The following is a 10,621-nucleotide window of genomic DNA, read 5'->3' as shown; positions in this document are numbered from 1 at the left end:
GGCGGGGTGGCGGGGCCGGGTGGCGGGGGCGGCGGTCTCTCCGGGTGCGCACGAGCCGGACGCGTAGACGAGCTGTGTCGAAACGCGAGCCGGGGCCCCGCGCCGCTGCGGGACCCCGGAGTTCGCGGGCGAGGATCAGACCGGGTGGCCCGGCCGACGTACCTCGCGGTACTCCCGCATGACCTGGTCGTCCTGGACCGGCACGACCCGGTCGGCCACCACACGTTCCTCGCGCGCCGGGGCGGCGACCACCGTGCGGCGGCGGCTGTTCCAGAAGTAGAGGGTGGCGAGCAGGCCGGCGACGCCGGCCAGCATCAGCACCCAGCCGACCACGGACAGGTCCAGCCAGCCCAGGTCGGCCTCCACGGCGAATGCGAGGATCGCGCCAAGCGCGATCAAGAAGATGCTGCCACCAATGCCCATGTCTCGCTCCTCGGCTCTAACCTGGCGTACGACGCGCCGCGGCCGTCGGTAGGGGTGCGGCAGGCATTGACTTACCCAGGCACGGAGATCGCCAATCGGGCAAGCTGGGGGCATGACGGACGCCGACTCCGAGACACGGACACTGGTCCTGCTGCGGCACGCGAAGGCCGAGCAGGGCAGCGACGCGGCGGACGACGCCGAACGGCCGCTCAGCGCACGCGGGGAGTCCGACGCGGCAGCGGCCGGCGCGTGGTTGGCGCGGCAGGGCCTGCTACCCGACGTGGTGATCTGCTCGCCCGCCAGACGTACCCGGCAGACCTGGCACGGGGTGGCGATGGGGATGGCCGGTTCGCCGCCGGAGGGCGGCCCGACCGGTCCTCGACCGGTCGTCCGTTACGAGACCGGCGCGTACGACGCCCACCCGGAGGAATTGTTGGCGCTGGTCCGCACGGTCGACCCGGCGGCCCAGACCACCTTACTCATTGCCCACAATCCGGGCATCTCCCTACTCTCCGCGCTCCTCGATCCGGACGGGGCGGCAGAGGAGGGTCTGCGTACCGCCGAACTGGCAGTGCATCGCGGCCGATTCGGCTGGGCGGAGCTGGGTCGGGCGGGAGCCCCGATCACGGCAGCGCACACCGCACGCGACTGAGCCACCCGCCGGTCACGGCGGGTGGCTCAGAGGTACGCGCCCAGGTCGTACTCAGGACGGCGGCGCGGTTGGTGGCGGCGGGTCTGGCGGCGGCGGCATCATCGCGGTGGGATGAGAGAGCCGGTTCTCCTCCACGATGAGGGTCCGGGCCCGCTTACGCCGGTCCTGCCAGAACCAGAGCGTGGTCAGCAGTACGGCCAGCCCGGCCAGGATGAAGACCCAACCGACGGCCCGTACGTCGATCCACCAGACGTTGGCTCTCAGCGCGAAGGTCAGGATCGCGCCGATCGCGATGAGAAAGATGCCGCTTCCTACACCCATATGCGCTGCACTCCCCCGTGCGGTGGCTCTGGGCGTTCCCTTTCGAGGTCACGCGACGGTTACCCGTCACGACGCCGGCATACCCGGCCGGGCTGGCCCAATGCGTGCTCGCCCCCGGCGGCCAGGCGCCTCTCGCGCGAGGAGGGCGGCCGCGATCCGCTCCTTCTACTCTGCTAACCCCACGCAACGGTTCGGTGCCCTCACTGTCGCCTCGGGGTAAGCAGAGCAAAGGCGAACGACGGACCGAGCGAGGGCGTGACCTTGCCGGCTCGGCAGGGGCATCCATCCGGACGCGGCGACGGCCGGCGGGGCATATCGCCCTCGCCGGCCGTCGGTGTCGGTACCGGGTGGTGCGACCCGGATCCGTCAACCGTGCCGTGGCACGGTCAGAAGGCCTCCTCCGGGAGGTCCATGATGTCGAGGTCGGCACCCTCGATGATCCGCCGGTCGGCGCCGATGCGGGGCAGCACCTCGCGGGCGAAGAAGCGGGCGGCGGCCACCTTGCCGGTGTAGAACGCCTTGTCGCTGGTGGAGACATCGCCGGCCAGCGCCTTCAGCGCCACGTCGGCCTGCCGCTGGAGCAGCCAGCCGACGACCAGGTCGCCGATCGCCAGCAGGAAGCGCCGGCTGCTGAGCCCGACCTTGTAGAGCGCCCGGGTGTCGCCACCCTGCGCCTCGCCCAGCCAGCCGGTCATCACGCCGAGGATGTTCTGGACCTCGACCAGCGCCTTACCGAGCGCCTGCCGCTCCTCCTTGAGCTGGCCGTTGCCCGCCTCGGAGGAGATGAACTCCTGGATCTCGCCGGCTACCGCCATCAGCGCCTGGCCGTTGTCCCGGACGATCTTGCGGAAGATCAGGTCCAGGCTCTGGATGGCGGTGGTGCCCTCGTACAACGTGTCGATCTTGGCGTCGCGGACGTACTGCTCCAGCGGGTAGTCCTGGAGGAAGCCGGAACCGCCGAAGGTCTGCAGCGACTCGTGCCCGAGCATCTCGTAGGCCCGCTCCGACCCGACGCCCTTGACCAGCGGCAGTAGCAGGTCGTTGACCCGCTTGGCCAGCTTGGTGGCCTTCTCGTCGCCGGCAGCCTCGGCGATCGCGACCTTGTCCTGCCAGGAGGCGGTGTAGAGGACCAGAGCACGAAGACCCTCGGCGTACGACTTCTGCAGCAGCAGCGAGCGACGCACGTCCGGGTGGTGGGTGATGGTGACCCGCGGAGCAGCCTTGTCCGCCTGCTGGATCAGGTCGGCGCCCTGCACCCGGCTCTTCGCGTACTCCAGGGCGTTGAGGTAGCCGGTGGAGAGGGTCGCGATCGCCTTGGTGCCGACCAGCATCCGGGCGTACTCGATGATCATGAACATCTGCCGGATGCCGTCGTGCTTGTCACCGAGCAGCCAGCCCTTGGCCGGTACGCCATGCTCACCGAAGGTCAGCTCGCAGGTGTTGGAGACCTTCAGGCCCATCTTGTGCTCGACGTTCGTGGTGTAGACGCCGTTGCGCTCACCCAACTCGCCGGTGGTCTCGTCGAAGTGGAACTTCGGCACCACGAAGAGCGAGAGCCCCTTGGTGCCGGGGCCGCCGACACCCTCCACGCCGACCGGGCGGGCCAGCACGTAGTGCACGATGTTGTCGCTCAGGTCGTGCTCGCCCGAGGTGATGAAGCGCTTCACGCCCTCGATGTGCCAGGAACCGTCGGGCTGCTGCGTCGCGCGGGCGCGGCCGGCACCAACGTCCGAACCGGCGTCCGGCTCGGTGAGCACCATCGTGGAGCCCCACTGCTTGTCGATGAAGAGCTTGGCCCACTGCTTCTGCCGGTCGGTGCCCTCGACGTGCAGCACGTGCGCGAAGGACGGACCGGAGGCGTACATCCAGATGGGGGCGTTCGAGCCGAGCACCAGCTCGGCGAGCGCCCACCAGAGGGCACGGGGCGCGTTGGTGCCACCCAGCTCGGGCGGCAGGTCCAGGCGCCAGAACTCGGAGTCCATGAATGCCTGGTAGGACTTCTTGAACGACGCCGGCAACGGCGCGGTGTGCGTGGCCGGGTCGAACACCGGCGGGTTGCGGTCGCTGTCCGTGTAGCTGGCGGCAAGATCCTCGCGTGCGAGGCGGTCGAGCTCGGCGAGGAAGCTGCGGGCGGTGTCGGCGTCGAGGTCCGAGTACGGCTCCTGGCCGAACGCCCGGTCCGCCCCGAAGACCTCGAACAGGTTGAACTCAAGGTCCCGCAGGTTGCTCTTGTAGTGGGTCATGCTCGCTGGCCCCGCTTCCGGACAGGTGTTACCGATCAGTAACCCCAACTGTATTACTCGCGGGTAGCCAGCGACAAGCGGATCGCACAAGTGACGGCGATTACACACCTTCGTGCCCCACGGGTGGGATCAACCCTCGGTGGCACCGACCTCCCAGCTCGGAACGGCCGCAGCCGCGCCGGAACGGGCACCGACGTACTCCATCAGGACCAGCGCGATGTCGTCGTCCAGACGCCCGTGGACCCACTCGATCAGAGCCGTCTCCAGCGAGGCCAGCCCGTTGGCGACCGTGCCGTGGCCGAGCAGCCGCCAGGCCCGGTCGGCGGTGGGGAAGAACTCGCCGTCCCGCCGCGCCTCGCCGAGCCCGTCGGTGAACAGCAGTAGCCGGTCCCCGGGCTCCAGGCGTTCGACCCGGGGGCGGACCACCGGCATGAACCCGAGCGGAGGTGCCGGTGCCGGCGGTTCCAGCGGGATCACCGCGCCGCGGCGCAGCAGCAGGGGCGGCGGGTGCCCGCAATTGACGATCGTGAGGGTGCCACCGCGTTCCTCGACCAGCGCTGCGGTCACGAAATCCTCGTCACCGACGTTGCGGGCCACCGCCCGGTCCAGGTCGGCGACGACGGCGCGCAGGTCGGCCCGCTCGTACGCCACGTGCCGGTACGAGCCGAGGACGATGCTCGCCAGCCGGACCGCGTCCAGGCCCTTGCCGCGCACGTCACCGATGATCATGCGCACGCCGTAGGGCGTGTCGATCGCCTCGTACAGGTCACCGCCGATCTCGGCGGTCGCGGTGGAGGAGATGTAACGACCGGCGACCGAGAGCGTGCCGACCTGCGGCCCGAGCGGGCGTAGCACCGCCTGCTGGGCGACCGAGGCGAGCCTGGTCAACTCGACGATCCGCTCCGCCTGCCGCTGCCGGACCGACGTCACCACCGCCGCCAGCCCGGTGGCGAGCGCGATCCCGACCACGTTTACCGAGGTTTCCAGCGACATCTCCGGCTCGACCAGGGCGAAGGCGGCCCCGACCAGGGTCGCCGCGACGCCCACCCCCAGCACCACCGGCCAGGAGGCCAGCGCGGCGGCCAGGAAGGGCACGGCCGCCAACAGTGCGACGTAGTGCGCCCGACGGCCGTCCGCCGCCTCCACGGCCGACACGATCGCGAGCAGAACGAGGGCCGCGCCGAGACCGGCGCGGGATCCGGGGCTCAGCGGGCGACGGCCCGGCTGGAGGAATCGCGTGGATACGAGGGACAGTTTGCCTGATCCTCGTGAAACGGTGAATGAACCTGACCCGTCGTCCGAGGAGGTTCTGACCGGCCGGGCCAATCGGGCGACCAAAATCGGCGTCACCCGCCCCGGTCAGCCGAGGATCTCGTAGCGGACGGTGAGCGCGCCGACGTCGACGGAGGCGATGGTGGCGAACGCGGCCCGGGAGAGATCCAGGCAACGTCCGTCGATGAATGGACCCCGGTCGTTGATCCGCACCACGACCGACTTGCCGTTGGCCGGGTTGGTCACCCGGACCTTGGTGTTGAACGGCAGCGTCTTGTGCGCGGCGGTCAGGGCGTTCGGGTTGAACGACTCCCCGTTGGCGGTGAGCTGCCCGTCGGAGTAGAACGAGGCACCACACGAGCCGCTGTCGAGGACCTTCGCCGCCGCCGTGGTCTTCTTGGCGGTCGGGCTCGGCTTCGGTGACGCGGTGCGGGCCTTGCCTCGGGAGGCGGCCTGCTGCGACCGGGTGGCCGACGGGCTGGCGGACGCGCTCGGGGAGGCGCTGGCACTTGGAGAAACGGCCGGCGAGCTGGGGGTGAGGCTGCTGGCGGCGGTGGTCGGGGTGAGGTCGAGGGTCGTCTGCCCCGACTGGGCGGAGCCGGAGGTCAGCTGCACGGCACCGAACGTGCCCCCGACGGCGAGGGCGACGCCGACCGCCGCGGTGGCCACGATGCCCGCCGGAGAGGAGAAGATGCGGGTACGGGAGTGCCTGCCTGCCACCGGCCCGGTCCTTTCGTCGACTGAACAAACCGGGTCGGACCGTAACGAGAGAAGCACTTCCGAAGTCAACGTGATCATCGTGGTATGCCCGCATTTGCGCTGGTACGTGTAGCCGATCATCCGATCCGGGGTGGGCCGGCCGGCCCGGGTGCCGACACGTCGACCGGACGTGCCGGAGGATGAGCGGATGCCCGCTGAGCTGACCGACCGCCTGGCCACCCTGTTCCGGTGGGTCGACCCCGGCCCGGGCACGAGTCACCTGGTCAGCGACATCTCCGGTTGGTGGCGGGACCCGGAGGTCCTGGCCGAGCTGGGACCGGCCCTGGTGGCGCCGTACCGGGCCGCCCGGCCGACGGTCGTGCTCGCCCCGGCGGTCACCGGGCTGCTGCTCGGGCCGCTGGCCGCCACCGCACTCGGGGTCGGTTTCGTGGCCGCACACAAATTCGGCGACGGGCGACTGCCGACCGGGCCGCTCACCTGGGCGCAGAGCCCACCGGACTACCGGGGCCGGCGGGTCGACCTGGCGGTACGGGACCGGCACCTCGGCACCGGCGACCGGGTACTGGTGGTGGACGACTGGGTGCGTACCGGCGCGCAACTCCGCGCCCTCTACGACATCTGTGCCGCGCGGGGCGCCGAGGTGCTGGGCACCGCCGTGGTGGCCGTCGACTGCCCGCCCGAGGTCGCGGCCGACCTACGGATCACCGGCCTGATCAACGCCGCGGATCTACCGGCTTGACCTGAACCGCGGTTCAGCTCCGACGATCGGTGCATGAGTGACGGAATTCTCGACGAGGCGTACGAACGACTGCACCGCACCGGGCCCGAGTACGAGGGGTGGCTCTCCAACCACGGGCCGATGGCCGTCGAGGCGTTGACCCGACACGGGCACCAGCAGCAGGTGCACCGCTGGCTCGACGACTACCTCGGTCGACTCGACGAGCTGCCCCGGGGGCTGCACCCGATCACCGACTGGCGAGGGGCGCTGGGCGATGCGAAGCGGGCCGGGGACTGGCTGGCGTACTTCGACCGACAACTGCGCGAACACCCCTGGCGCGACGTGCTCGGCACCTGGTGGCCCCGACTGCTGCCGGGCATCGCCGCCGGCGCCACCCACGGTGTGATCCGGGTCGGGCACGCCGTACGCGCACTCGAAACAGACGACACGACCCCGCACCGGCTCACCGAACTGGCCCAGGCCCTCGGCTACTGGGCGGCGCGTTGGCAGCCGGTGCCGGGCGCCGACCGGGTGCCGGACGACCCCTCCGCCGCTCCGGGGCAGTTGGACGTGGACGCGGCGCTGGCCGGGCTACCCCGGATCGACGACCAGACCGGGGGCGTCCTTGACCGGTTGTCTCGGCTGCCTGGCGTACCCCGATGGGAGCCGGCGCTCGCGGCGCTGCGCCCCGCGCGGAGCCCGGCCGAGGCGGAGAACGGTCTCACCGCGTTGGTGTACCGCGCCAGCCTGGACTACCTGCGGTTCGGGCACACCGCGCCGGTCATGCTGGTGCACGCGGTCACCGCGCCGACCGCTGTGCTGCGTACCCTGCCGGCTCTGGACCGGTCGCTGTGGGCGCCGAGCCTCGCCGCGGCCTGGGCCGCGACGGCGGCCATGACCTCGGTGTACGCCCCAACCGACGGCATCGCGCCACCGACCGTGACCGCCGCGACCCCGGCGGAGGTCTTCGCCCGAGCGGCTCGGCACGGCGACGAACACGTGGTCAAGCTGGCCGACGCGGTGCTCGACGCGCACGCGGTCAGTGGCGACGACCGGCTCCTCACGGCCCCCGGCTACGCCGGGCAGATGATCTGACTGCTCCGAGCGGGGGCCCGACGCAATGCGGCGGCGGTACGGGGCGCACTGGCCTAGCCTCGGCAGGATGTGGCCTCGGATCGGTGACCTGCGCACCCTCGCCCTCGGCACCCCCGGCGAACTGCGGGCGACTCTCAACACCCTCGTGCTGGCCGGCGTGAAGACCGCGACGGCCGGCCGGCTCGCCGAGTACGCGGAGGAGGGCGAGGAGTTGGAGCAGGTCGGGGAACGGCTGGCCCTGGTCGACGACGACGACGCGCTGGCCGGCGTCGTGGAGATCACCGGAGTCGAGGTGGTCCGTTTCGCCGACGTGCCATGGGAGTTCGCCCGGGCCGAGGGCGAGGGGGACCGGTCGATCGAGGAGTGGCGGGCCGGGCACTCGGCCTACTGGGCGCGGCTCGGCACACCGGTCGACGGTGACAGCCCGATCGTCTGCCTACGCCTGCGACTGGTCTCCGGCGGCGAGGGCGGCGTGGCCGGCGGCGACCTGGGCACCTGACGGACGCCCTCAGCCGCGCAGCTCCGGCAGCAGTCGGGTCGCCACGTCCGCCAGCACGTTCTCGTCGCCCTCGTACCAGCTGCTGGTCCGCGGCCAGTGCGTCACCACGTCGGTGAAGCCCAGGTCGGCAGCCCGGCCGACCTGGTCGGCGAAGAACTGCGCGCTGCTGAGCGAGAACACCGGCGCGGAGTCCAGCGAGAGATAACGGTCCAGGGTGGCCGGATCGCGGCCGGCCTCGTCCAGCGAGCGGTCCATCCGCGCCGACAACGCCGACACGCTGCCCCACCAGCTCTCCAGGTCGTTGTCGTCACCGGTGCCGGTGGTCACCCAACCCTGGCCGAACCGGGTCACCAGCCGCATCGACCGCGGCCCGTTGGCGGCCACCACGAAGGGCACCCGGGGCTGCTGCACACAGCCGGGATTGTTGCGGGCATCCACCGCGGCGAACCAGTCACCGCGCCAGGTCGTACCGTCCTCGCGCAGGATCAGATCGAGCAGCTCGGCGAACTCGGCGAACCGGTCGACGCGCTGACGCGGCGGCAGGGTCTCACCGCCCAGAACGGCCGAGTCGAAGCCGATGCCACCCGCCCCCAGGCCGAGCAGCAACCGACCGTCGGAGACGTCGTCCACCGTGGTGATCTGCCGGGCGAACGCGGCCGGGTGCCGGAAGTTCGGCGACGCCACGAGGGTGCCCAGCCGGATCCGGGAGGTGACCGTCGCGGCGGCGGTCAACGTGCCCATCGAGTCGAACCACGGGCCGTCGACCAGGTCCCGCCAGCCCAGATGGTCGTACGTCCAGGCGTGGTCGAACCCCCACTCTTCGACCTGCCGCCACCGACGCTGCGACTCCGCCCACCGCTGGTCCGGCAGGATCACGATGCCAATCCGCATGATCGCCAGCCTAGACCGGGGCACCACCGGGGCGGGGTTCCCGCTAACGTGCCGCCATCGAGGCGGCGATCACCGACTGGAAGTAGTCGTTCCACCGCGTTCGCGGGGCCGTAACCTGCCGGGGTCGGCCCGGGTCTCTACGTCTTCACGGTGATCGCCTGGCGCGTGGCGCTCGCGCCCTATCGCGACTGGAGGCCCCGCCCGGAGGAGTTGCCCCGGGTGCGCTGGTCAAGCCGGCAGGTGACACAGGTCACACTCCATCCCGGTAGGGTCGTCCCGATCGGCTCCGACCCCTCGGCGAGCGGCACCTGGGCAGGTGTCGTAAGACGAGAGGAACCAGACGAGATGACGAAGGTGACCGCGCAGCTGTCGGTGTCCGCCGACGGGTTCTATGCCGGCCCACGGTTCGACGGCGACGGCGACTGGATGGACTCGGCCGAGAGCGCCGGGTTCTTCCGGGTCACCCGCTGGGTGACCGACGGGATGGCCTGGCGTGAACGACAGGGCTTCGCCGGCGGAGAGCACGACACCAATTCCACGGTGATCGCCGAAACTTTCGAGGCGGCCGGCGCGTACGTGATGGGACGCCGGATGGCCGACGGTGGTGAGGTGCCCTGGGGTGACGAGCCACCGTTCCGCGCACCGGTCTTCGTCGTCACCCACCGTCCCCGCGAGCGTCTGCTGCGGCAGGGAGGCACCAGTTTCACCTTCGTCACGGACGGGGTGGCCAGCGCCGTCGAGCAGGCCCGTGCCGTGGCCGGTGACAAGAACGTCGCGGTGGCCGGAGGCGGCAGCCTGGTGCGGCAGGTCCTCAAGGCGGGTCTGCTCGACGAGTTGGAGCTGCACGTCGTACCGGTCGTGCTCGGCAGCGGCCTGCGGCTGTTCGACGCGGACCTCGACCTCCCCGACAAGGAGGCGATCGAGCTGACGCCGACCCGCGTCATCCACACACCACAGGTCACCCACATCCGGTACGCCGTGAACGGTCGTGCCCCGCTGGTGCTCGACGATCGGGGCAGGGGCGGCGGCCCGACGGTGACCACGAACTGAAGCACCGACCCGTTCGACCCAGGAGGAGACGAAATGCCGCAACTGTTGCGGGTGCAGTGCTTCAACGTTTCGCGGGACGGGTTCGGCACCGGAGAGGGGCAGAGCCTGGAACGGCCCTTCGGCCACGCCGACCCCGCCCCGCTGTTCTCCTGGCGGGCCGCCACCGCCAGCTTCGTGTATCGCACCGAACCCGGCGGCACCCGGGGCCTGGACGACTACCTGACCCGCGACGCCGAGTGCAACATCGGCGCGGAGATCATGGGTCGCAACAAGTTCGGCCCCCAGCGTGGCCCGTGGGAGAACCATGACTGGCAGGGCTGGTGGGGGGACAACCCGCCGTTCCACACGCCGGTCTTCGTGCTCACCCACCACGTACGTCCGTCGTTCACCCTGGCCGACACCACGTTCCACTTCCTCGACGCCGGCCCGGGCGAGGCACTGGCCCAGGCGAAGGAGGCAGCCGACGGCCGGGACGTACGCCTCGGTGGTGGGGTCGCCACCATCCGCGAGTTCCTCGAGGCCGACCTGGTCGACACGATGCACATCGCCGTCGCGCCCGTCGACCTCGATCGGGGTGAGCGGTTGTGGGACAGCCCCGACGAACTCCTCGACCGCTTCCACCTGGAATCGGTGCCCAGCCCCAGCGGGATCACCCATCTCCTGTTCTGGCGACGATGACCGCGCGGGTCGCAGATCTTGGACAGTTTCCGTCACGCCCGAACGAAACTGTCCAAGAT

General features: G+C 70.9%; 12 protein-coding genes. 6 read left to right on the top strand and 6 right to left on the bottom strand.

All coding sequences use genetic code 11. The annotated features are described in order from the left end of the window. Window positions 1-135: 135 nt before the first annotated feature. Complete coding sequence (locus ABGB10_RS11220; protein ID WP_347660786.1) at window positions 136-423, bottom strand: DUF6458 family protein; 288 nt, start codon at window positions 421-423, stop codon at window positions 136-138. Between the two features lie 112 nt (window positions 424-535). Between ABGB10_RS11220 and ABGB10_RS11215 the strand changes: the two genes are divergently transcribed. Beyond that, window positions 536-1,075 carry a histidine phosphatase family protein gene (locus ABGB10_RS11215; protein ID WP_347660785.1) on the top strand — a complete coding sequence of 180 codons (540 nt, stop codon included), beginning with the start codon at window positions 536-538 and terminating at the stop codon, window positions 1,073-1,075. Window positions 1,076-1,126: 51 nt separating this feature from the next. Here the strand turns inward: ABGB10_RS11215 and ABGB10_RS11210 are convergent, their stop codons facing one another. The 4 genes from ABGB10_RS11210 to ABGB10_RS11195 form a co-directional block, all read right to left on the bottom strand. After that, entirely contained in the window at window positions 1,127-1,396 is a 270-nt protein-coding gene (locus ABGB10_RS11210; protein WP_030332052.1) for a DUF6458 family protein, read from the bottom strand. A 386-nt stretch (window positions 1,397-1,782) separates the two neighbouring features. Beyond that, window positions 1,783-3,639 (bottom strand): acyl-CoA dehydrogenase, encoded by a 1,857-nt coding sequence (locus tag ABGB10_RS11205; RefSeq protein WP_347660784.1) that lies wholly within the window; start codon window positions 3,637-3,639, stop codon window positions 1,783-1,785. A 129-nt stretch (window positions 3,640-3,768) separates the two neighbouring features. After that, window positions 3,769-4,893, bottom strand: coding sequence for a PP2C family protein-serine/threonine phosphatase (locus ABGB10_RS11200; RefSeq protein ID WP_347660810.1), 1,125 nt, complete (start codon window positions 4,891-4,893; stop codon window positions 3,769-3,771). A 105-nt stretch (window positions 4,894-4,998) separates the two neighbouring features. Beyond that, window positions 4,999-5,631, bottom strand: coding sequence for a septal ring lytic transglycosylase RlpA family protein (locus tag ABGB10_RS11195; RefSeq protein WP_347660783.1), 633 nt, complete (start codon window positions 5,629-5,631; stop codon window positions 4,999-5,001). Between the two features lie 187 nt (window positions 5,632-5,818). Between ABGB10_RS11195 and ABGB10_RS11190 the strand changes: the two genes are divergently transcribed. The 3 genes from ABGB10_RS11190 (at window position 5,819) to ABGB10_RS11180 (ending at window position 7,943) form a co-directional block, all read left to right on the top strand. After that, window positions 5,819-6,370: a phosphoribosyltransferase family protein gene (locus ABGB10_RS11190; RefSeq protein ID WP_347660782.1), complete on the top strand. Its 552-nt coding sequence runs from the start codon at window positions 5,819-5,821 to the stop codon at window positions 6,368-6,370. Between the two features lie 33 nt (window positions 6,371-6,403). Then, the gene (locus ABGB10_RS11185) at window positions 6,404-7,444 is read left to right on the top strand and encodes a hypothetical protein (RefSeq protein WP_347660781.1); all 1,041 of its coding nucleotides are present in this window, start codon (window positions 6,404-6,406) and stop codon (window positions 7,442-7,444) included. A gap of 67 nt (window positions 7,445-7,511) precedes the next feature. Next, window positions 7,512-7,943, top strand: a complete 432-nt coding sequence (locus tag ABGB10_RS11180) for an ASCH domain-containing protein (RefSeq protein WP_347660780.1) — start codon at window positions 7,512-7,514, stop codon at window positions 7,941-7,943. A 9-nt stretch (window positions 7,944-7,952) separates the two neighbouring features. Here ABGB10_RS11180 and ABGB10_RS11175 read toward each other — a convergent pair whose 3' ends face one another. Then, on the bottom strand, window positions 7,953-8,834 hold the full coding sequence (locus tag ABGB10_RS11175; RefSeq protein WP_347660779.1) for an LLM class flavin-dependent oxidoreductase: 882 nt from the start codon (window positions 8,832-8,834) through the stop codon (window positions 7,953-7,955). A 345-nt stretch (window positions 8,835-9,179) separates the two neighbouring features. Here ABGB10_RS11175 and ABGB10_RS11170 point away from each other — a divergent pair, with 345 nt between their 5' ends. After that, window positions 9,180-9,884 (top strand): dihydrofolate reductase family protein, encoded by a 705-nt coding sequence (locus tag ABGB10_RS11170; protein ID WP_347660778.1) that lies wholly within the window; start codon window positions 9,180-9,182, stop codon window positions 9,882-9,884. A gap of 33 nt (window positions 9,885-9,917) precedes the next feature. Further along, complete coding sequence (locus tag ABGB10_RS11165) at window positions 9,918-10,562, top strand: dihydrofolate reductase family protein (RefSeq protein WP_347660777.1); 645 nt, start codon at window positions 9,918-9,920, stop codon at window positions 10,560-10,562. The last annotated feature ends 59 nt before the right edge of the window (window positions 10,563-10,621 follow it).

Origin of the sequence: Micromonospora sp. B9E7 (genome assembly GCF_039871815.1) — a bacterium.
Classification (GTDB): Bacteria; Actinomycetota; Actinomycetes; order Mycobacteriales; family Micromonosporaceae; genus Micromonospora.
The sequence above is the reverse complement of the archived record's forward strand: the minus strand, read 5'-3'. Positions and strand labels throughout refer to the sequence as shown.